The 21391-nt window shown below is 72.5% G+C and carries 17 protein-coding genes and 2 pseudogenes; 10 read left to right on the top strand and 9 right to left on the bottom strand.

Annotated elements, in window-relative coordinates; genetic code table 11:
* Positions 1-119: 119 nt before the first annotated feature.
* Positions 120-284 (bottom strand): hypothetical protein, encoded by a 165-nt coding sequence (locus AB0F11_RS21870; protein WP_177181577.1) that lies wholly within the window; start codon positions 282-284, stop codon positions 120-122.
* Between the two features lie 282 nt (positions 285-566).
* Here AB0F11_RS21870 and AB0F11_RS21865 point away from each other — a divergent pair, with 282 nt between their 5' ends.
* Both AB0F11_RS21865 and AB0F11_RS21860 read left to right on the top strand, forming a co-directional pair.
* A complete protein-coding gene (locus AB0F11_RS21865) occupies positions 567-1238 on the top strand; it encodes a DUF4097 family beta strand repeat-containing protein (protein ID WP_116165214.1) in 672 nt (223 codons plus the stop codon).
* A 107-nt stretch (positions 1239-1345) separates the two neighbouring features.
* Entirely contained in the window at positions 1346-3622 is a 2277-nt protein-coding gene (locus AB0F11_RS21860; RefSeq protein WP_362176189.1) for a DPP IV N-terminal domain-containing protein, read from the top strand.
* A 246-nt stretch (positions 3623-3868) separates the two neighbouring features.
* Here AB0F11_RS21860 and AB0F11_RS21855 read toward each other — a convergent pair.
* The 4 genes and pseudogenes from AB0F11_RS21855 to AB0F11_RS21840 form a co-directional block, all read right to left on the bottom strand.
* Positions 3869-4390, bottom strand: a pseudogene (locus tag AB0F11_RS21855) (serine/threonine-protein kinase); the annotation flags it as partial.
* A gap of 510 nt (positions 4391-4900) precedes the next feature.
* The gene (locus AB0F11_RS21850; protein ID WP_362176186.1) at positions 4901-5314 is read right to left on the bottom strand and encodes a TraR/DksA C4-type zinc finger protein; all 414 of its coding nucleotides are present in this window, start codon (positions 5312-5314) and stop codon (positions 4901-4903) included.
* Positions 5315-5358: 44 nt separating this feature from the next.
* Positions 5359-5865 (bottom strand): hypothetical protein, encoded by a 507-nt coding sequence (locus tag AB0F11_RS21845; protein ID WP_362176183.1) that lies wholly within the window; start codon positions 5863-5865, stop codon positions 5359-5361.
* A gap of 195 nt (positions 5866-6060) precedes the next feature.
* Complete coding sequence (locus AB0F11_RS21840) at positions 6061-6621, bottom strand: hemerythrin domain-containing protein (protein WP_362176180.1); 561 nt, start codon at positions 6619-6621, stop codon at positions 6061-6063.
* A 406-nt stretch (positions 6622-7027) separates the two neighbouring features.
* Here AB0F11_RS21840 and AB0F11_RS21835 point away from each other — a divergent pair, with 406 nt between their 5' ends.
* Complete coding sequence (locus AB0F11_RS21835; RefSeq protein ID WP_362176177.1) at positions 7028-8659, top strand: MFS transporter; 1632 nt, start codon at positions 7028-7030, stop codon at positions 8657-8659.
* A gap of 58 nt (positions 8660-8717) precedes the next feature.
* Here the strand turns inward: AB0F11_RS21835 and AB0F11_RS21830 are convergent, their stop codons facing one another.
* From AB0F11_RS21830 to AB0F11_RS21820, 3 genes and pseudogenes are all read right to left on the bottom strand, one after another.
* A complete protein-coding gene (locus tag AB0F11_RS21830; RefSeq protein ID WP_362176174.1) occupies positions 8718-9140 on the bottom strand; it encodes a hypothetical protein in 423 nt (140 codons plus the stop codon).
* Positions 9141-9247: 107 nt separating this feature from the next.
* The gene (locus AB0F11_RS21825) at positions 9248-9877 is read right to left on the bottom strand and encodes a potassium channel family protein (protein ID WP_362176171.1); all 630 of its coding nucleotides are present in this window, start codon (positions 9875-9877) and stop codon (positions 9248-9250) included.
* Positions 9878-10613: 736 nt separating this feature from the next.
* Positions 10614-11894 (bottom strand): annotated as a pseudogene (locus AB0F11_RS21820) (diacylglycerol kinase family protein); the annotation flags it as partial.
* A gap of 257 nt (positions 11895-12151) precedes the next feature.
* Here AB0F11_RS21820 and AB0F11_RS21815 point away from each other — a divergent pair.
* The 7 genes from AB0F11_RS21815 to AB0F11_RS21785 all read left to right on the top strand — a co-directional run bounded on the left by AB0F11_RS21815 (position 12152) and on the right by AB0F11_RS21785 (position 20901).
* Positions 12152-14755, top strand: coding sequence for a LuxR C-terminal-related transcriptional regulator (locus AB0F11_RS21815; RefSeq protein ID WP_362176168.1), 2604 nt, complete (start codon positions 12152-12154; stop codon positions 14753-14755).
* A gap of 125 nt (positions 14756-14880) precedes the next feature.
* On the top strand, positions 14881-15078 hold the full coding sequence (locus tag AB0F11_RS21810) for a hypothetical protein (protein ID WP_362176165.1): 198 nt from the start codon (positions 14881-14883) through the stop codon (positions 15076-15078).
* 47 nt (positions 15079-15125) lie between these two features.
* Positions 15126-16535: a DUF2252 domain-containing protein gene (locus tag AB0F11_RS21805; RefSeq protein WP_362176162.1), complete on the top strand. Its 1410-nt coding sequence runs from the start codon at positions 15126-15128 to the stop codon at positions 16533-16535.
* A gap of 54 nt (positions 16536-16589) precedes the next feature.
* The gene (locus AB0F11_RS21800) at positions 16590-17948 is read left to right on the top strand and encodes a hypothetical protein (RefSeq protein WP_362176159.1); all 1359 of its coding nucleotides are present in this window, start codon (positions 16590-16592) and stop codon (positions 17946-17948) included.
* A gap of 87 nt (positions 17949-18035) precedes the next feature.
* Positions 18036-18443, top strand: coding sequence for an SHOCT domain-containing protein (locus AB0F11_RS21795; RefSeq protein ID WP_362176157.1), 408 nt, complete (start codon positions 18036-18038; stop codon positions 18441-18443).
* A 42-nt stretch (positions 18444-18485) separates the two neighbouring features.
* Positions 18486-19445 carry a hypothetical protein gene (locus tag AB0F11_RS21790; protein ID WP_362176156.1) on the top strand — a complete coding sequence of 320 codons (960 nt, stop codon included), beginning with the start codon at positions 18486-18488 and terminating at the stop codon, positions 19443-19445.
* A 187-nt stretch (positions 19446-19632) separates the two neighbouring features.
* Positions 19633-20901 carry a phosphatase PAP2 family protein gene (locus AB0F11_RS21785; protein WP_362176153.1) on the top strand — a complete coding sequence of 423 codons (1269 nt, stop codon included), beginning with the start codon at positions 19633-19635 and terminating at the stop codon, positions 20899-20901.
* 24 nt (positions 20902-20925) lie between these two features.
* Here AB0F11_RS21785 and AB0F11_RS21780 read toward each other — a convergent pair whose 3' ends face one another.
* Positions 20926-21390 carry a hypothetical protein gene (locus tag AB0F11_RS21780; protein WP_362176150.1) on the bottom strand — a complete coding sequence of 155 codons (465 nt, stop codon included), beginning with the start codon at positions 21388-21390 and terminating at the stop codon, positions 20926-20928.
* Between the last annotated feature and the right edge of the window lies 1 nt (position 21391).

Genomic DNA, 21391 nt, shown 5'->3' with positions numbered 1-21391 from the left:
CTACCGGCAAGGTACGCGCCCCGCCTGATCGGGCGTCACTCGCCGGCCGGAGTCGAGTGCGTGACGGAGCCCTGGGGTGAACGGCTGTTCCGTCTCACCGATCCCAACGGTGTCGTGGTTCAGCTCGCCGAATGGGTGCCGCCGGCCGGCGCCTTCGAACGCCGGTAGTCGAAGGGGTCCGCCTCCTTCGACGAGGGCGAGAGTCCCAAGACGATCGCCGCGTGGGGGGCACGGCGGGCGGCCCGCTGCTCGGCGGCCGACTGATCGCCGCGTACTGGGGGCATGCCGATCAACCTTCCGGTCGCGGGGGAAGCCGCTCGTGCGCAGGACCAGTTCGCCACGGTCGCCGGACCCTGACGTGCAGCCGCTTCGCATCCCTGAGCGTTCACCCTCAATTCATTGCAACGAGTAAGCGGCTGTCGTTGCGTTAATTTCGAGAGTCGCTGCAATGATTTCCCCCAACAGACCTGCGCAAACGATGGTTTCTTGCGGTGATCGTGTTGAGGAATGTATGAATGCAACGTAGCTTTTCCCTCATCGGAAACAACGAGCTCAAGGAGAGCGTCATGCAGAAGTTCGCCACCCCCGCCCCGATCGCCGCCGTCCTGGACATCCCCGCGGGAAGCATCCGGTTCATCGCCGCCGACCGGGCCGACACCACGGTCGAGGTCCTGCCCGCGGATGCCTCGAAGGGCCGCGACGTGCAGGCGGCGGAGCAGACCACGGTCGAATACGGCAACGGCGTCCTGCGGATCGCGGTCCCCGCGCCGAAGAGCCAGATCCTCGGCAACTCCGGATTCGTCCAGGTCGTCGTCCAGCTGCCCGCCGACTCCCGCATCGAGGCGAAGACGGCCAGCGGCGAGTTCCAGGGCGTCGGACGGCTCGGCGACGTCGCCTTCGAGGGCGCACAGGGCACGGTCAAGCTCGACGAGACCGCGAGCGCCCGCCTCGCCCTTCTCGACGGCGACGTCTCGGTCGGCCGCCTGGGCGGCCCCGCCCACATCAGCACCCAGAAGGGCGACATCCACATCGCCGAGGCCATGACCGGCACGGTCACCCTGACCACCGAGCACGGCGAGATCTCCGTCGGCGCCGCCCGCGGGGTCAACGCCTCCCTGGCCGCAGGCACCTCCTACGGCCGGATCCACAACTCGCTCAACAACACCGAAGGCGACGCCGCGAGCCTGAAGCTCCACGCGACCACCTCCTACGGCGACATCACCGCCCGCAGCCTCTGACCCACGCAGCCCCGAAGGGGCACCCCGCTGCAGCCGACGGCCCTGCCGTGAAGGCGCCACCGTGGCGCCACCATGCCCGAAACCGACACCGAAGAAGGACCGAAGAAATGAGCACCACTCAGAACTACCAGGCCGCGGAGCAGCTCCTGTGCCGGCCCGCCCGACCCGGTGAGCTCGTCGTCGGCGACAGGATCAGGCCGCAGTGGATCGACGGAGACACCCGCTTCTGGTACGCGGTGAGCAACGGCGTCGGCAAGCGGTTCGTGCTGGTCGACCCGGCGGCCGGCACCCGTGAGCCGGCCTTCGACCACGCCCGGCTCGCCGCCGCGCTGGCCGCAGCCTCCGGGCAGCAGGCCGACCCCGAATTCCTGCCGACCACGGCGATACAACTGGCCTCGAACACTGTTGAGTTCGACGCGTTCGGCGAGTGGTGGCGCTGCGACCTGGACGACTACACCTGCGAGCGGGCCGAGTTCACGCCGCCGGGCAATCCCCTCGAAGTGCCGTCACCCGACGGGAAGACCGCGGTTTCCCGGCGAGGGGAAGACCTCTGGGCGCGCTCGTTGTCCGACGGCCGCGAATGGGCGCTGACCACCGACGGCGTGCCCGGCTACCAGTACGGCACCGGCCCGGACTGCACGGCGAACGGCACCCTGCTGCGCAAGATCGGCCTGCCGTACATGCCGCCCGCGGTGGCCTGGTCGCTTGACTCGACGAAGGTGCTGGCACACCGCACCGACGAGCGCGACGTCCGGCGGACCCACCTGGTGGAGGCCAGGCCTGCCGACGGCGGGGCCCCGGCGCTGCACACCCAGCGGTACGCCTACCCCGGGGACGAGCACGTACCGCTGGCCGAACTGGTCGTACTGGACGTCGCCGCGGGCACGGTGGTCCGCGCGCAGGCCGATCCGCTCCTCATGCCTCAGCTGTCGCCCATCATGACCAAGTGGGCCTGGTGGGCGGAGGACAGCTCGGCGGTGTACTACCTCGGTCGGCCCCGCGACCTGCGCACGCTCACCCTGTACCGCCTGGACGCGGTCACCGGCGAGGTCACCACCGTGCTCAGCGAGACCGGGGACACCCGCGTGGAGCCCAACCAGTTCGGGTACGAGCCCCCGATCGTGCGGGTCCTCGCCGACGCCGCCGAGGTGCTGTGGTACTCCCAGCGGGACGGCTGGGGCCACCTGTACCGATACGACCTGCACACCGGCGCGCTGCTCGGGCAGGTCACCTCCGGGCCGTGGGCGGTACGGCAGATCCTGCGCGTCGACGAGGCCGAGCGGGTCGTGTACTTCACCGCCTCCGGGCAGGTCGACGAGGACCCCTACCGGCGTACGGTCTGCCGCGTCGCCCTGGACGGCTCCGGCTTCGCCCGGCTCACGGACGACGACCGGGACCACACCGTCACCGTCCACCCGCAGTACTTCATCGACTCCGCGTCCACCGTCGACACCCCGCCGGTGACGACGGTCCGCGACTGGACCGGCCGGGTCCTTGTGGAACTGGAGCGCGCAGACATCGGCAAGCTCACCGCCACCGGCTGGACCGCGCCGGAACGGTTCCGCGTCAAGGCGGCCGACGGGGTGACGGACCTCTACGGGGTGCTGTACCGGCCGCGGGCGTTCGACCCCGCCCACCGCTACCCCGTGGTGGACAACGTCTACCCGGGCCCGCAGGTCAACCGGGTCGCCCCCTGCTTCGACCCCGGCGGCATGGGCCTCGACGCCGAACCCCTCGCGGCGCTGGGCTTCGTGGTGGTGGCACTGGACGGACGCGGCACCCCCGGCCGGGACAAGGCCTTCCATGACACCTCCTACGGCCACCTGGCCGACGCGGGCGGGCTGGCCGACCACGTCGCGGCCCTGCGGCAGCTGGCCGAGTCCCGGCCGTGGATGGACCTGGACCGCGTGGGCGTGCTCGGCCACTCCGGAGGCGGCTTCGCCGCGGCCCGCGCGATGCTGGACTTCCCCGAGACGTACAAGGCCGGAGCCGCCCTCTCCGGCTCGCACGAGGCCCGGCACTTCAACGCCGGCTTCGTGGAGACCTACGACGGCACGGACAACTCCGAGGCCTGGGCCCGCACCTCCAACGTGGACCTCGCCGACCGTCTGGCGGGCAAACTGCTCCTGATCCACGGCGAAATGGACGACCAGGTCCACCCGGACCACACACTGCGCCTGGCCGACCGCCTCATCGCCGCGGGCAAGGACTTCGAACTGCTCATCGTGCCCGGGGCCGAGCACACGTTCATCGACCACCTGGCCTACGTCCGCACACGCTGCTGGGACTTCCTGGTGCGCGAGCTGATGGGCACGCAGCCTCCCGCCTACCGCCCCGCCCCCATCGCCATCGGCCCCGAGATGCTGGCCGAGCTGTTCGCCTGAGCCGGACAGGCGGACGAGCAGCCCGCAGGCTCATGTGACCCGGATCGTTCCGGATGGGCCGATGAGTTCGCTCATGCCTCACGGTCATTCAGGCGACGGGATTCCCGTCCTGCGATCCCTGCCCCGGGTGGGGATCGCAGGCGAGGTGGGCGCGCCATGCCCCACACGATCAGCGCCTCCAGCTCCGCCATACCCAGCGCAGCCGCGCGCCCGACCGGCGGGGTCGGCCCGCGGGGCGCGCCGGGGTCCGGCGGAGCCGGTGCGGTAGTGCTCGGGGCTGACCCAGCCGGGGGTGCCGGTCATGACGCCGGTTCGGGTCACGGACGTGCCGTCTGCGGCATGGGCGATGCCGAAGTCGAGGACGCGGGGGCAGGCCGGGGTGAGGATGACGTTCTGCGGTTTGACGTCCCGATGGACGACCCCCGCCGCATGGATGGCCGCGAGGGCCTGGGCGGTGCCAGCGGCGAAGGCGAGCAGAGTGGCGCCGGTGAGGGGGCCGTGCGCTGTGAGGTGTTGGTCGAGGGTGAGACCTGGAGCGTAGGCAGTGGCCAGCCATGGGGTGTCCGCGTCCGGATCGGCCGCGAGGAGGGCTATGAGACACGGTCCCTGGACGCGGGCGGAGAGCTGGACCTCGCGGCGGAAACGGGCGCGGAACTCAGGGTCATCGGTTTGAGCAGGATGGATGACCTTGACCGCGACCCGGAGGCCTGCGGCGTTCAGGCCGGCGTGAACGGTGCCCATGCCGCCCGAGCCGAGGCGCCCGATGATGCGGTACGGGCCGACCCGCTTGGGGTCATCTGGGCGGCTGGGCTGTACCCGCCCGCCGGGGCGAGCATTGCTCACGAGGCATCCGTTTCTCTGCTGCGATGGAGCGCGTGGGACTGAACTCACCAGTCGCAGGCACCATTCAGGCCTGGTCGCAGGATGCTATCCGCAAGCCCCTGAAACGAGTGGAGGGAGCTCGCTCCTTGGCTGCCGTGCAGTCATCGCCGGCCTCCCGATGGCAGGACACCGAGCATCTTGGGGACCATTTGGGGACCACACGGTGTGCGCGGCGGTGCACGATGGGCCATCCCGTGCACAACCTACGCCCAGATTAAGCCCGCTATATCCAGAAAATACCCCTGACCCGCTGGGGGTCAAGGGCTCGCAGGTTCAAATCCTGTCGTCCCGACTCTGCTTTCGCAGGTCGGAGGCCGTTCTCTCATGCTGAGAGGGCGGCCTTTCGTGCATCCCGTAGCCATGGTGGTCCCGTGGTGGTCGCAGGCGCGCCGGGTGTTACGCGGGCCGTGGTGACCGGCGGGGGTCGGGGCGGGCGCAGGACACGCAGGTGGTTGCCGCCGGGCGGATCTCCAGGCGCTCGGGCGGGATCGTCCTGCCGCAGGTTTCGCACTGCCCGTAGGTGCCGTGTTCGACCCTGCCCAGGGCTTGGTCCAGTTCTGCCAAATGCTCGCGTGCCTGTGTCAGCAGGGAGGCCACGTGGGCGCGCTCGAAGGCGGTGGTCCCTCCTTCGGGGTCGTGCTCGTCGTCGACTGCGACCAAGGCGTTCGCTGCGACGATCCCGTCGAAATCCCGGCCCACCGCTGCCATCCGCGCCAGTGTGTCGGCGCGGTCGGCTGCGAGGTGCTCACGGACGGTCGCGGCGTCGGGACGGCCCTGCTCGGCACGGGCATGCAGAGGGGCATCGCTCATGTGTACGACAACATGAGTTCGGGGTCGTGCGATTCCTCGTGGCCCTACCCCAGGGCGGCGTTCTCATTGGCCAGCAGGTCCAGCAGCTGCGCCCGGTGGAGGGCGGCGACCGGCTCGAGCAGGTCGGGATGGCGCAGCAGGGGCGCGGCGTCGTGTTCGCGGTCGCCGGGGCGGGTGAGACGGGTGGCCTCGCCGGCCTGGCCGCGATCGACGAGGTGGTGGGCATCGACGGCGAGGGCGGGCGCCGCGAGGAGGCAGGCGGCCCAGCTGACGACGGTTTCGTCCACCCAGGTCCGCCAGCCGGTCTCGGCGTCGTCGTCACCGTGGTCGGCGCCGGTCAGCCAGTCCAGCCCGGCGCTTCCGCCCGGGCCGAGGAGGTGCAGGAGCTCCGCGTCGAGCGGGGTCGGGTACCGCAGGGCGGCGGCGACGGTGACGGCCTGCCGGGCCTGGGCTTCGGCCAGGGCCTGGCTGAAGGCGCCCGGGGCGGGCGGGAAAGCGGTCAGCAGCCAGCGGGTGCCGGCGGCTATGACGGGTGTGAGATCGGCGGACACAGCGGATTCCTCGGGGGCGTGCTCGCCCTGGCCCGTGCCGGGTCCGCGAGCTGCGGCGCGAAGCTGCGCCGCTCCGCTCGTGGGGCATCCAGCGTAGCCGGAAGCGACAGGCGTGCGGCATGACGCACGTCACCGTCCTTCCGGGGGCGGCGGGCCCGGACGCGTACCTGGGGGCCCGCCGCCCCGGACCGGGGTTCAGGACTTGCCGCGCCCGGTCACGAAGTCGCGTGCCCGGTCCACCAGACCGGCGCCCGGTGCGAGGAGTTTGCTGGCCGTGGGGCTGCTCGGTGCGGCGGGGTGCGGGCGGGTGGGTGCCATGGACTTGGCGCGGCGGATCTTGTCACCGAGATCGTCCAGCTGCTGCGGGGTACAGGCCGTTCTCAGCATCGGGAAGAGGTTGGTCTCCTCGTCCTGGACGTGGGCGGCGACCTCGTCCATGAGCTGCCGCAGGAGCGGGCCCATCTGTGCGTCGTCGGGACTCATCTTCTCCAGCTGCTTGAGCATCTTCTCGACGCGGCCGTGGTCCTCGATCTCCTTGTCCGCCATCGGCCCGCCGCCCTCGACGTGCTCACGCACCGCAGGGTAGAGGTACTGCTCCTCGGCGACCGAGTGCCGCACCAGCTCGATGGTCATCTCGTCGATGAGATCGCGGAGCTCCTGACCGCCGCCGGTCATGCCGTGGATACGGCTGAACATCTCCTCCACCTCGCGGTGGTCGGCCATCAGCTCGTCGATCACATTTCCGCCGTGTCCCATGTCGCCTCCGTGTGTGCTCGGGGTCGGGCCGCTGCGGCCCGATCCGATCGGTTCCCCGCCGGACCCGGAGGCGCCCGGCCGCACGGGGCGTCTCACCCACTTGGCCGAGGACTGACCACGACGTGCCGGAGGCACTCTGCTGGTTTTCGGCCGGGCCATGGGTACCGGCAAGAGCCTGCCGCCGCCGCCCGCGCAGCATTCCCGGCTTCACGGCCACGCTCTTCCACCGCCCCGGGCTGATCAATGCCGCGCTCGCGGACGCCTTCGGCAAGCCCGTTCCACCGCCTCCCACCGCATGAGAACGTCCGGCGAGGAGAACGGTGCAGTGCCGGTGTCCCCGGGGCCTCGGAGTCGTGTGGGGCGCGTCGCGGCCGGGGGGTGCGTCAGGGCTGGGATGCTTGCGGGCATGGCACCCGGAGGCACTTCGCCGCGTCCCACGTCCGCCCGGACCACGCTGCTGGCGCTCGCGTCCGCGCAGTTCCTGATGGCGCTGGACAGCTCGGTCATGAACGTCTCGATCGCGACGGTCGCGGCCGACGTGGACTCGACCGTGTCGGGGATCCAGGGCGCCATCACCGCGTACACCCTCGTCATGGCGATGTTCATGATTCCCGGCGGCAAGGTCGGGGCCATGATCGGCCGCAAGCGGGCGTTCATGATCGGTGGCGTGGTGTACGGCTGCGGGTCGTTCACGACCTCGATCGCCCCGAACCTGCCCGTGCTGCTGCTGGGCTGGTCGTTCCTGGAGGGCATCGGTGCGGCCCTCATCCTGCCCGCCATCGTGGCCTTGGTCGCCGAGAACTTCGCCCGCGAACGACGGCCGGCCGCGTACGGGCTCGTCACCGCGGCCGGCGCCGTCGCGATCGCGGTGGGGCCGCTGATCGGAGGCTTGGCGACGACCTACTTCTCGTGGCGCTGGGTCTTCGCCGGCGAGGTGGTCCTCGTGATCGTCATCCTGCTGCTCGCCCGCCGTGTCGCCGACGCCCCGGCCGAGGCCCGGCCCGGCATCGACTTCGTCGGCGCCCTGCTGTCCATCCTCGGCCTCGGCCTCTTCGTCTTCGGTGTGCTGCGGACCTCGGTCTGGGGTTGGTTCCTGCCGAAATCCGGTGGGCCGGCCTGGCTCGGGCTTTCGCCGGTGGTGTGGCTGATGGGGGCCGGCCTGTTCCTGATGTGGCTCTTCATGACCTGGGAGGCCCGCGTCGCCCGGCAGGGCCGGGAACCCCTCGTGGATCCGCAACTGCTGGCCAACCGGCAGCTGACCGGCGGCCTGACGATGTTCTTCTTCCAGTACCTGGTGCAGATGGGGGTGTTCTTCCTCGTTCCGCTGTACCTGTCGGTCGCCCTCGGCCTGTCGGCCCTGACCACCGGGGTGCACATCCTGCCCCTGTCGGCCACGCTGATGGCCGCGGCGCTCCTGATCCCCCGGCTGCTGCCCAACGTGTCGCCGCGCCGGGTGGTGCGCCTCGGGGTCCTGGCGCTGCTGGCCGGTGCGGTGGTCCTGATGGCCGCGCTCGATGCCGACGCGGGCGCGAGTGTCGTGACGATCCCGCTCCTGCTGATCGGACTGGGCATGGGCGCGCTGGCGTCACAGCTGGGCTCGGTCACCGTGTCCGCCGTACCGGACGAGCGCAGCGCCGAGGTGGGCGGCGTACAGAACTCCGTGACCAACCTCGGTGCGTCGATCGGGACGGCGCTGGCCGGGTCGGTCATGCTCGCGGTGCTGACCTCCTCGTTCATCACCAGCATCGAGCAGAACCCGGCCGTTCCCGAATCGGTCAAGACGCAGGCGTCCGCCGAACTCGACAGCGGGGTGCCGTTCCTCTCCGACGCCGACCTGAAGACGGCCCTGGACAACGCGGGTGCGAGCCCGGAGGTGTCCCAGGCTGCCCTCGAAGCCAATGCCGAGGCCCGGTTGGAGGGACTGCGCGCCGCACTCGGGATCCTCGGCCTCACCGCCCTCATCGCGCTGCTCTTCACCCAGCGGATCCCGACCTCCCAGCCCCGTTCACCGGGCGGAGCAGCAGCCCCGGAGCGGTGATCCTCCGGGCGCGCGAGACGCCGGTACGCGGTGTGCCGCGTACCGGCGCCCCACCCCGTCACTGCATGTCCGCCGGGGAGATGATGCACAGCGCCCAGATGACGAAGCCGCTGATGGCGACGGCGATGAGCGACCAGAACGGGTAGTAGGGCAGGGAGAGGAAGTTCAGCAGGATGACGACGGCCGCGATGGCGACTCCCGCGATGCGCCCCCACAGGGGTGCCTTGAAGAGGGCGGCGCCCACGACCACGGCGATGATGCCGAAGATCAGGTGCAGCCATCCCCACGCGGTCACGTCGAACTGGAAGATGTAGTGCGGCGTCCGGACGAACACTTCGTCGCGGGCGATGCCCATGATGCCGCGGCAGATGCCGAGCACTCCGGCGACGAGCAGCATCACGGCGGCGAATACCACCAGTCCTCCGGCAGCCGCCAGGGTCTTTGCGGAGTGGCCGCGTGACGTGGTCGGTGTGTTTGCCATGGTGATCCTTCTCTTTCCGGCCCCCGCTGTTCGCCTTCAGGATCGGTGCGCGGGCCGGCCGTGCCCTCACCCGTGACGGGTGGTTCGGCGACCCGGTGCCGGCACCGCTACCGAGGTTCCTGTGGTTCCTGTGGTCCCTGCGGTTCCTGTGGTCCCTGCGGGGCCCGGGTGTCGGCGGACCGGCGTCGCACGGCTGCCTCCACCGCACCGAACACGATCCGCGTGGCCACGCCGACGGCCAGGATGTTGCCCACCATCTGCGTCATCGTCACGACCCGCGCGGGCTCGGAGACGGCCACGATGTCCCCGAAGCCGACGGTGCTGAACACCGTGAGCGTGAAGTACAGGGAATCGGTGCGGGTGAGGGGCTCCGAGAAGCTCCCGGGCGCGGACGCCTCGATGAGGTAGTAGGCCGTCGCATAGAGCAGCAGGAACAGCGGGATCGTCGTGGCGAGCGCCTCGACCGCCCGCAGCCGCGGGTGGTCGGAGCGGGCGATCGACCGGATCTGCACGGCGAAGATGACCGCGACTGCGCTCAGGCCGAGGGCGAGGCCGGTGGCGTCGACGTTCTGCCCGCTGAAGGGCAGCTGGTAGTACGCGGCGACGACGAGGGCGACCGTGCTCAGGGACCTGAGGGTCACGGCCAGCGCCGCCCGGCCGGGCCGGCGCCGGCCGTCGGCGGGCGCCGCGGGTCCGCCGGGCGCAGCGCCGCCGTGGGCGGAGTCCGTCGCGTCCATCCTGCCTCCCGCCCGGCCCTCACCCGTCCTGGGTGACAGCATGGACCACGCCACGCCGGATCACGGGCATGCGGTGCCGCGGGGGCCGGGGTGCACACGGATGGGCGCGCCGCGCCGTTCCTCAGTGGGACAGGGCCGATTTGGCAGCCACGATCACCGCGCCGAGCACCAGGTTGACCGCGGCGGACGCGGCGACCAGACGGCGCGGCGCCCCCGCGCGCACGGATCCGGCGACGGCCCAGCCGATCTGGCCGCACAGGGCGACGGCGAACGCCAGCCACAGCGTGCCCTTGAGGTCCAGCCCGAGCAGGGGGCTGATCGCCACGGCGGCGGCCGGGGGCACCGCGGCCTCGGCGACGGACCGCTCGTCCTTGCACACCGCCCGGAACTCGTGCCAGGTCAGGCCCCCCTCGGTCAGCGAGATGCCGAAGAGGTGCGCGTAGACGTGGGCGGCCCAGAACACCAGGCCCGTGCACAGCAGTACTGCGCTCAGCTCCACCCGGGGGTACTGCCCGAGCGTGCCCGCCCCGACGATCACGGAGGCGGCCAGCAGCGATCCGTAGACGGCGCCCGTGTAGTCGACGGGCGCCCGGTCCGGTGAGCGCCGCCAGTGCCAGTGCCGCTTGCGGGCCCCGGCCGCACCGGGCTCCTCCCGCGCCGCCGCACCCGGCTGCTCCCGCGCCGCCGCCCCGCGCCCGCCCGCGGGCCCTGCGGGCGGCTCCGGCCGGCGGCCGCCCGCCGCCCGGCCCACCGTCAGGGCCAGTCTGCGCACACCGGCCCAGTCCATCGGGACGCCCGCGCGGTTCCCCGGCCGGTGCCTCGGTACGAGGACGCGCAGCGCGCCGGGCTCCACACGGCAGCGCACCGGTGCCGGCACCGTGAGCGACTCCCCGTCGATCCCGACGCTGACGAGCGGCGCGTCCGAGTCCACCAGCACCTCTCGGGCGGTCAGCGCGGTCAGTCCCGAGGCGTACCGGCCGCGCAGGATGCCCGCGGCCTGCGCGGCGCTGTCGACCTTCACGCCGAGGACGCCGAGGACCCCCGCGTCGAGCCGGCTGCGCCGGCCCAGGCCCGCCGGGTCACCGGTTCCGTAGGGGTTGTTGCTGACCAGCACCGCCTGCGGGCCCTCGACCGTGGTGCCCTCGGCGCGGACCGTCAGCCGGGGGCCGGCGTGGTGCGCCAGCAGGTCCGGCAGCAGGCTCAGCATCGTACCGATCTTGTCGTCGCGGTACGCCGGGCTCTGGACCACCTCGGCGTAGGTGCCGAAGGAGGCGTTGTTGACAAATGCGCGCTCTCCCAGGCGGCCGAGGTCCACGCGCAGTTCGATGCCGTCGGTGAGGGCGTCCAGACACCTCGACGGGTCGCGCCGGTCCAGCCCGAGGTCCATCGCGAAGTGGTTGCGGGTGCCCGCGCTGATGACCAGGAACGGGACCCCGCGCTCGGCGGCGACGTCGGCGACCAGGGCTTGCGTGCCGTCACCCCCGGCGACCCCGAGGAGGTCGGCGCCGCGGTCCACGGCTCGGCGCGCGAGCTCTGCGACGTCCTCGTGGCGGTCGGGGTCGAGCAGCACCACCTCGGCGCCGAGGGCCTCGGCCTTCTCGCGCAGGTGGAAGGCGGCGACCTTCCCTCCCCCGGACCGCGGGTTCATGATCAGGAAGGGGTGCTGCGACGCCTGCGCCGGATACCCCGGCATGCGGGACCGCCCCTCGTCGGCCAGCGCCGACCGTCCCGTCTCCACGGCCAGCGCCCACAGGGCCGCCGCGCACAGCACGACCCACAGGAGCTCTGCGCGTACGTACGAGAGGATCACGGCGACGGGCGCCGCCACGGCCAGGGCCAGGGCGATCCAGCGGACCGGCCCGCGGTGCGCGAGGAACAGCCACGCCGTCGCCGCGGTGACGGCCACCCCGGCCAGGCCCACCGCCACCAGGACGATGCTGCGCAGTCCGGCGAAGACCAGCATGACGGCGAGCGCCGCCACGCCTGCCAGCAGCGCCACCCGGGCCTTGGCGTGCATGCCCACGCAGCCCACCTCCACTCCGCGACACCCGTTCCCCGTCCATTGGCGACCGGGACCCGGCCGGCCCGCATCGCCCGGGCCGGGCGATGTGCGCGGCGTGCGATCAAGACGGCGGGACGTGACCATGGGAGGGCAGTGCTCGGGGCCCCGCCACCGCCCGGCAGCGGCTCCGGCGGCGGGGAGCGGACACGAACACCTGGGCCGAGAGAAGCGGCCCCGGCCGTGCTGAGCCGCTCCACCGGGGGTATGACCTCATGACCGTGCCTCTGACCGGCGACCCCTTGCTCGCCGCCAAACTCTCCGTGCCCTTCCAGGCCCCCGGCCTGGTGCGCCGACAGCGGCTGCTGAACCGGCTCACCCGGGGGACCGAGGGGCCGCTGACGCTGATCACCGGAGCGCCCGGCGTCGGGAAGACCGCCCTGGCCGCCTCGTGGGCCCGGTCAGCGTCCGCGCCCGGCCCCGTGGTCTGGCTGACGCTCGACGAGGACGACACCCCGGGCGTCTTCTGGGCCTACGTCATCGAAGGGCTCCGGCGCTCCGGCGAACTGGCCGAGGACGCCCTCGGCACACCCGTCTGCGCGGACGACGTCGACCGCTCGCTGCTGATCCGTCTCGCCTCCGCACTCGAAGGCGCGCCCGGTCCGCTCGTGGTGGTCGTCGACGGCCTGGAAAAGGCCCGGGGCAAGGCCGTACACGGCGGCTTGCGGTTCGTCTCGGAGCGCGCCGGCCCGGCCCTGCGGCTGGTCCTCATCAGCCGGGAGGACCCGCCGCTGCCGCTGCACCGCTACCGGGCCGAGGGCCGCCTGCACGAAATCCGCGAGCACGACCTGGCGTTCACCCGGCGCGAGGCGGTCCAACTGCTGCGGGGCCAGGGGCCCGCCCCCGACGACCACGTCGTGGACCTCCTCCTGGAACACACCGAGGGCTGGGCCGCGGGCCTGCGCCTGTGCGCGCTCGCCATGGCGCGCTCCGAGGACCCCGCCGCCTTCGCCCGCTCCTTCACCGCGTCCGAGCAGGCGGTGTCCGACTACCTCCTCACCGAGGTCCTCGCCGTCCAGCCCGAGCCGGCCCGCGAACTGCTGCTGCGCACGGGAATCCTGAGCCACGTCCACCCCGACCTCGCCGCGGCCCTGACCGGGCGGACCGACTCCGGCCGCATCCTGCAGAACCTGGCCCGCTGCCATGCGTTCGTCGAACCGCTCCCCGGCACCCGGTGGTACCGCTTCCATCCCCTGTTCGCCGAGGTCCTGCGCGCCCACCTGCGCAGCAGGCAGCCCGAGCTGGAACCCCTGCTGCACCGCCGCGCCGCCCGCTGGTACGCCGAACAGGGCCGCAGCGCCGAGGCGGTGGACGAGGCCGCCGCGGGCGGCGACTGGAGCTTCGCCGCCGCCCAGACCGTCCGGCACCTGCTGGTCGCGCCCATCCTCGCCGGCTCCGGTGCCTCCCCGTCCGCCGACACCTTCTCCCGCATGCCCGACGACACCCCCGGCGCCAGACCGGCCCTCGTCGCCGCCGCCTGCTGCATGGCCCGCCAGGACGTCGAGGGCTGTCGCTCCCGGCTCGCCCGCGCCGAGGACGGAGCGGACGGCCCCGGCCTGGAGGCCGAACCGGCCGACCGGCTCACCGCCGCCCTCCTGCGGCTGCTGTCCGCCCCCGGCCCCGCCGACGAGGCGGCGCACCGGATCACCGCACTCCTGGCGCGAGTACCGGCCGAGGAATGCATCCGCCACCCCGAGATAGAGCCGCTGCGCCTCTACGGCCAGGCGTGCGCCTGCCTGCGCGGCGGCCGCCTGCAGTCCGCCCGCGAGGGCCTCGAACAGGCGGTGCGGGCCTGTTCCGGCGACGCCACGGTGCTGCTGCGCCACCGCTGTCTGGGACGGCTGGCCCTGGCCGACGCCGTCGCCGGAGCACTGACCCTCGCCGAGGAGCACGGCGCAGCCTCCCTGGCCATCGCCGACCAGCACGGCATCCCCGATTCCCACCGCTCCGGTGCGGCCGGCCTGGCACTCGCCGCCGTGGCCGTCGAACGGGAGGAGCTCGCCGCGGCGGCCGTGCAGCTGGACCGCGCCGAACTGCTCGCCGACACCCATCGCGACCCCGACCTGCTGATCGAGTGGTCGGTGCTCCGCGCGCAGTTGGAAACTGCCCGGGGCCGCTGGGACGCCGCCCGCAGCCACCTCGACGGCCACCTCGACGAGGCGGCCGCCTCCCCGCCCGGGCCGGCCGCGCGCCTCGCCGTCGCCTACGCCACCGCGGCCCTGGCCCGCGGCGACGTCGACGCGGCGGCCACCGCCCTGGACCACGTTCCGGCGGAGGCCGGCCCCCCTTCGCACACCGTGGCCCTCGCGCAGGTCCGGGCCGCCGCCGACCACCCCGTACAGGCCCTGCAGCTGATCGAGACCGCGGAGGAGTCCGATGCGGTGACCGTGCCCGACCGGGTCCGCCTGGTCCTGCTGCGCGCCCACCGGGCACTCCTCGACGGCCACGAGGACACGGCACGCACCCTGCTCGTCCAGGCCCTCGACACGGCACGCCCCGAAGGACTCAGGCGGCCGTTCACGGAGGCCGGCCCCTGGGTGCGGCACCTGGCCGCCGGCCTCAACGGGCGCAGCGACTCGTACGCGTGGCTCGCCACCCCGCACGGCCCGGCCGACCGCCGGGTGGTCGAGGAGCTGAGCCGCCGTGAGCGGGAGGTCCTCCGGCAGGTGGCGCGCATGATGTCCACCGAGGAGGTCGCCGCCGAGCTGCACCTGTCCGTCAACACGGTCAAGACCCACCTGCGCGGCATCTACCGCAAGCTGTGCGTCTCCCGCCGGCGCGACGCGGTCGAACGCGCCCGCGAGCTGCACATGCTGTGACGCCGCCGCCACCCGCGCGGCCCCTCCTCACCTGCGACGGGTGAAGTGCGCCGACGGGCCGCTGCCCACCATGGACGAGGCGGGCCCGACGGGCTGCGGCGACTGGGAGGGAAGGACGGGTGCCCATGCGCTACGAATTTCGGATCACAGGCCACGTGTCCGAGCCGGTCTCCCATGCCTTCCCGGAACTCAGCGAGTCCCCGGCGGCCCGGCAGACCCTCTTCTTCGGCACCGTGACGGACGAGGCACACCTCTACGGCCTGCTCGGGCGGTTCCGGGACCTGGGGCTGCACGTCGAGGAGATGCGACGCCTGCCCGACTGACCGGGCAGGGTCGCCCAGGACCCACGCAGGCAGGAGGCGGCAGCACCGTGACCACGTCCGCAGTCCCCCCGGTCCACGCCCTCACCCTGGCCGAGCGCGCCGAGCGCGGCAAGCGGGCGCGCGGATACGTACCGCGCTCCCAGCAGGCGTGGTTCGATCCGGGCGAGGACAGGCCCGACCCCGTCGAGGTGCTGCTGGCCCAGGCCGAGACACGGGTGCCGGAACTGGTTCCCATCCGGCACGGGCGCATGCTGCAGTCGCCCTTCCGCTTCTACCGCGGTGCCGCCGCCGTCATGGCCGGCGACCTGGGACGCGCACCTCACACGGGCCTCACCGTCCAACTGTGCGGGGACGCCCACGTCCTGAACTTCGGCCTCTTCGCCTCGCCCGAGCGCTCCCTCGTCTTCGACGTCAACGACTTCGACGAGACGTACCCCGGCCCCTTCGAATGGGACGTCAAACGGCTCGCGGGGAGCCTCGCCGTCGCCGGCCGCGACAACGGGTTCACCCCGCAGGAGCGGGCCGCCGTCGTGAGCGAGGCCGCCTCGGCGTACCGGCGGCGGATGCGGCGCCTCGCCGAGATGCGCGTCCTGGACGTCTGGTACGCCCAGGACGACTCCGAAGACCTCCGCCTGATCGCCGCACAGGGCGGCGACCGCATCCTGCGCCGCATGGACCGGACCCTGGCCAAGGCCCGCACCAAGGACCACCGCCAGGCCCTCGCCAAGCTCACCCACCGCGTCGACGGGAAGCTGCGCATCGCGCCCGACCCGCCCCTGATCGTGCCCCTGTCCGACCTGCTGGACGACTCCGCCCGCACGGACCAGGACACCGCCGTGCGCAGCCTCGTCGAGGCCTACGCGCAGAGCCTGTCCACGGAACGCCGCACACTGCTCGCGCGCTTCCGCCTGGTCGACATCGCCCGCAAGGTGGTCGGCGTCGGCAGCGTCGGCACCCGCTGCTGGATCGTCCTGCTGGCCGGCCGGGACGAGGACGACCCGCTCCTGCTCCAGGCGAAAGAGGCACAGGAGTCCGTCCTCGCCCCCTACACCGCCCCGGTCTCCTACGAGAGCCAGGGCCAGCGCGTCGTGTCCGGACAGCGGCTGATGCAGGCCACCAGCGACATCTTCCTCGGCTGGATGCGGGCCACCGGCATCGACGGCCTGAGCCGCGACTTCTACGTCCGCCAGCTGCTCGACTGGAAGGGCGGCGCCCCCGTGGAGACGATGCGCCCGGAGGGCCTGCGCCTGCTCGCCCGGGCCTGCGGCTTCTCCCTCGCCCGGGGCCACGCCCGCTCCGGCGACCCCGTCGCCATCGCCTCCTACCTCGGCATGGCCGACACCTTCGACCGGGCGCTGACCGCATTCGCCGAGACGTACGCCGAACAGAACCTGCGTGACTACGACGCGCTCGTCGACGCCGCGCGGACAGGCCGCGTACCGACGGCCGAGGGCTGACCGACCGACCGCCCGCGGGCCACGCCTGCGGGCACCGAAGGAGGGACGAAGAACATGGACCCGACCGCCCCGGTCCCCCCGGAAGGCCAGAGCCCCCAAGGGCCCCACCCCCCGCTGAGCGCGGAGGAGCAGGCGGAGTACAGACGGCTGCGCAAGGCCGCCACGGTGCGCCACCGGCGGGTGCGCTACTCGGGGGCCTCGGTCCTGCTCCTGCTCGCGCTCCTGCTGTCGCCGGTCGCCGTCGTGGCGGCCTGGCTGGACGAGACGATCAGTGACACGGACCGGTACGTGCAGACGGTGGCCCCCCTCGCCGACGAGCCCGCCGTGCAGAACGCGGTGACCGACCGGCTGACCAACCGGGTCGTCTCCAACGTCGACGTCAAGGGGATCACCGAGGCGCTCGGCCGGGCCCTGGAGAAGGCCGACGCGCCGCCCGTGATCGTGGAGAAGTCGCAGGCGCTGGAAGGCCCGTTGAAGAGCGCCCTCACCTCGGCGGTCCACGCAGTGGTGGCCAAAGTGGTGACGAGCGACCAGTTCGAGACGGTGTGGACCGAGGCCAACCGGCGGGCCCAGGCCGCCGTGGTCAAGGTGCTGACCGGTGAGGGCTCCAGCGCCGTACAGGCCAGCGGGGACACGATCGTCCTCAACCTCGGCACGCTCACCGACGAGCTCAAGAAGCGCCTCGTCGATGCCGGGTTCGAGAAGGCGTCCGCCATCCCCGAGGTGGACAAGCAGATCCCGCTGCTCAAGGTCGACAAACTCAACCAGGCCCAGGACGCCATGCGGCTGTTGAACGTCGTCGGCGTGTGGCTGCCCGTGGTGGCCCTCGCCCTGGCGGCCCTCGCCATCTGGTGCGCCCCCGCCCACCGGGTGTGGCTGATGGCCACCGCCATCGGAGTGGGCGTGATGATGGCGGTGCTGCTCATTGCCCTGGCCGTGGCCCGGCAGATCTACCTCGACTCGGTGCCGCCAGCGACCCTGCCGCCGGACGCCGCCGCCGTCATCTACGACACGCTGGTGCGGTTCCTGCGGGAGAGCGCCCGCACGCTCATCGTTCTCGCCGTGGTCATCCTGCTGGCCGCGTACCTGTACGGGCCGGGGCGCGGCGCCCGCGTCGTGCGCACCGCGGCCGGCCGAACCACCGGCGCCGCAGGGCACTCGCTCGCGCGGCTCGGCCTGCGGACCGGTTCCACGGGGCGGTGGCTGGACGGCCACCGGCGCTGGACGACCGGCGTGGTGATCGGGGCCGGGGCGCTGGCCCTGCTGCTCTGGAACCATCCGACATCCGCGGTCGTGGCGATCGTCTTCGGGATCGTCGTCGTCGTCCTGTTCCTCCTCGGCATCCTCGCGGCCGCCCCGGGCGACGGTCCGCATCCCGGCCGGGAGGCGGGCCACCCCACCCGGAGCGGGTGATGCGGCCGGCGGACGAGCGGAGGGAGCGTGGAGTAGGCCAAGCATTCGCCGCCCCGACATCGGGGCGGCGGCCCGACGGAGGCGAAAATGAACGACTATCCGCTGCTCAACGCATTCCTCACCATGCTCTACTTCTTCCTGTGGATCATGTGGTTCTTCCTGCTCTTCAAGGTCATCTCGGACATCTTCCGGGATGACAGCCTGGGCGGCTGGGGAAAGGCCGGCTGGACCGTCTTCGTCTGCCTGCTCCCCTTCCTGGGCGTCTTCGTGTACCTCCTCGCCCGCGGCCGCGGCATGGGCGAACGCGACGTGAAGCAGGTGCGTGAGCAGGAGCAGGCCTTCCGGTCGTACGTGCAGCAGGCGGCCGAGAGCGCCCCGTCCGCGGCTCCGACGACGGGCGAGGAGCTGTCCAAGCTCGCCGCGCTGCGCGACCACGGCGACATCACCCCCGCCGAGTACGAGCAGGCCAAGACGAAGGTCCTCGCATCCCACTGACCGCAACGTGCGCAGGAGGGTGCCCGGGAAACGGAGGGCGAGGTGGCCGCTCCCGAGGGTGCGCCTGAGGTCCTCCTGCGTGCGGTCCTGCGCACGCCGCAGAGGATGCCCGAACTGCTCGCCGACTTCGCGCTGCGGCACGCCGGACCGCGTGCCGCACGAAGCGTGGCCCGGCTGCGCGCCGAGCGGCCCGACGCGGACGTCGGCTCGCTCGGTGCCGAGGCGGTCGCGCGGGGCATGCGCAGGACGGTCAGCGAGGGCGCCTTCGTCGGCGGCCCGTTCCTGGTCTTCGTCCCGGTCGCGTTCTGCGCGGCGCTGCTGAGCCAGGCCCGGACGATGCTGGAGCTGGCCGCGCTGGCCGGCCACGACCCGACGGCGCCGCGGCGGGCCGCCGAACTCCTGGTGCTGCAAGGGGTCTACGAGGACGAGGAAACCGCGGAGAAGGCCCTGGCGGCGGACCGGGCCGAGGACCGCCGACCGCCCGAGCCGGACGGGGACGGCCCGCGACGCCGCCGGTTCTCCGTATTGACCGCCCTGGTCCTGCGCATGGCCAAACTCCTCGGGCTGATGCCGCCCCGCCGTACGGACCCCCCTCCGACCGCCCGCGACCGCCTCGTCCTGGTGGGCCGCTGGGCGCTCCTGGGTGTGACGTTCCTGGTGGGCACGGTGGCCCCGCTGGTCTGGCTGCCGTACATGGCGGTGTCGTACCGCAGGGCAACCCGCCAGGTGCTGGGCCGCGCCGCGGCGTACTACCTGACCGACGCCCCGCTGCCTTCGCAGCGCAGCCCCACGTCCCGCCTGGACCCCGGCATGCTGGCCGCCGCGGTGCGGGCCATGGGATTCGTAGTGCTTCCGGTGCTTTTGGTGCTGCTCGTCCATCTGTTCAACCTTCGGATGGCCGGAAGCCCCTGGCCGGTGGTGGCCATCGTCCTGATCGCGGCATCCGTCGTGGCGGGCGCGCTGTGGCACTACGGACGACGCCGCCGCCGTCGCTCGGACTGACCAGGCCGTAGGCAGTGCTCCCCTCCGCGGGGGAGCGGTCTAGCATGTGCGGACCAACCATGACCAAGTTGAAAACATGAACATCGGCTGAAAATTGATATCTGCGATAGCGCGAGCGGGTGCGCGAACAGACGGGGGAGACGGGTCCGGTGCATGGCGCCGGCCGCGGGTCCTGCTGTGGGCCGCGGTGAGCGTGGTGGGCCTCGGGTTCCTGATCGCCCTGGAGATCGCCGCGCGCCACTACGGCGTGCCGGGCCCGATCACCGTCCAGTCGCGCGAGGTGATCCTCGCGCCGCAGTCGGGCACGGTGCTGTACGCCAGCATGGCGTTGATGCTGGTCGTGCTGCCGTGGCGGCAGCGGTTCTGGGCCATCGGCGCCGCGGTCGGCATCGACCTGGTCTTCTGGCTGGTGCGGTGGGCGGTCGGCGCCCAGATGATGTTCGGCAACGGCGCGCTGTGGGTGACCCTGGGCTGCGCCGTCATCGCCGTCACGCGCCGCACCGGGCGGGAGCGCGCCCTGCTGCTCAAGGGCGTCGGACTGGCCCTGCTGCTGGTGACCGGCCGCAAGACCGGCTACACCTGGCTGCTGATCACCTCGAAGACCCGACCGATGGTGCTCGACCAGTACGTGGCGACCGCCGACCACGCGCTCGGCAACCCGTCCTGGGTGGCGGGCCGGATCGTCGAGGCCACCGGCACGGTCGGCGCCCACGTCCTCGACTGGGTCTACATCCAGCTCGCGGTGGGTGCGGTCCTCGTCGCGCTGTACCAGCTGCGCAACGTGGCGGCCGAGCGGCGCTTCCCGCGCCACCACCTCGTGCGCACGTTCCTCGTCATCGGGCTGCTCGGCCCCGGCATCTACATGATCTTCCCCGTGGTCGGACCGATCTTCGCCTACGGGGCCGACGGCGGGCACTGGGCGGTCGCCGACCTGTGGCCGAACACGCCGTCGCCCGTCGGCATCCCGCAGCCGATGCCCTTCGACGGGGTCACCCCGCGCAACTGCATGCCCAGCCTGCACACGGCCTGGGCCACCGCGATCTTCCTCCACTCCCGCAAGGGCCCGCGGGCCCTGCGCTGGCTCGGCACGTTCTGGCTGATCGCCACCCTCGGCGCCACGCTGGGATTCGGCTACCACTACGGCGCGGACATCGTCGGCGGCGTGGTGTTCACGCTCACGATCGACGCGGCACTGCGCGCGCACGACCAGAGCTGGGACCGGCGGGGCATCCGGCTGACGGTGTACGGCACGGTCGTCTTCGCCGCGCTGCTGTCCTCGTACCGCTACCTGTCCACCCAGATGGCCGGACACCCGTGGGTGTTCGGGCCGCTGGTCGTCCTGGCGATGGGCTCGGTGATCTACGGCTACGTGCGGACCACCAGGGCGTGGGAACGGCAGGACGCCTCCGTACGGCTGCCGCAGCCGCGGCGCGAACGGCAGCCCGAACCGGTCTGAGCCGCGGCGCCCGGCGACACGGGGTCAGGGTGCGGTGGGTGCCGCGGCCTGCACCGGGTGGGCCGCTCCGCGGCCGGGCTCGCAGAGGCGGAAGCGGTGCCGCTCGGCGGCCAGCACATGGCCCGCCGCATCGCTGAACGTCCCGGTGACCTCGTACGTGTCGCCCACCGCGCGACCGTTCGGCAGCCGCTCGGGAGGCATGCGGATCTCGTACGGTCCGCCGGCCCGGTAGCCGCCCAGGGCGGTCCGGATGGTGGAGAGCACCGCGCCGTCGCGGACCCGGGTCTCGGTGTAGACCAGGCCGTCGACGTCCACGGCCGTCCGGAAACTGAGGGCCAGAGTGACCACCGCTCCGTGCGGCAGGTCGAACGGGTCCGGGACCGTCCCGTCGGAGGGCGCCTCCAGGGGGACGTCCATCCGTCCGAACTCCTCGGACAGGAGCGCGATGCCCACCAGCCGGAAGGCGGTGCCCGGTGTCGTGCCGTTCATG

Source organism: Streptomyces sp. NPDC032472, assembly GCF_040636955.1.
In the GTDB taxonomy this organism is placed as follows: Bacteria; Actinomycetota; Actinomycetes; order Streptomycetales; family Streptomycetaceae; genus Streptomyces.
The sequence above is the reverse complement of the archived record's forward strand: the minus strand, read 5'-3'. Positions and strand labels throughout refer to the sequence as shown.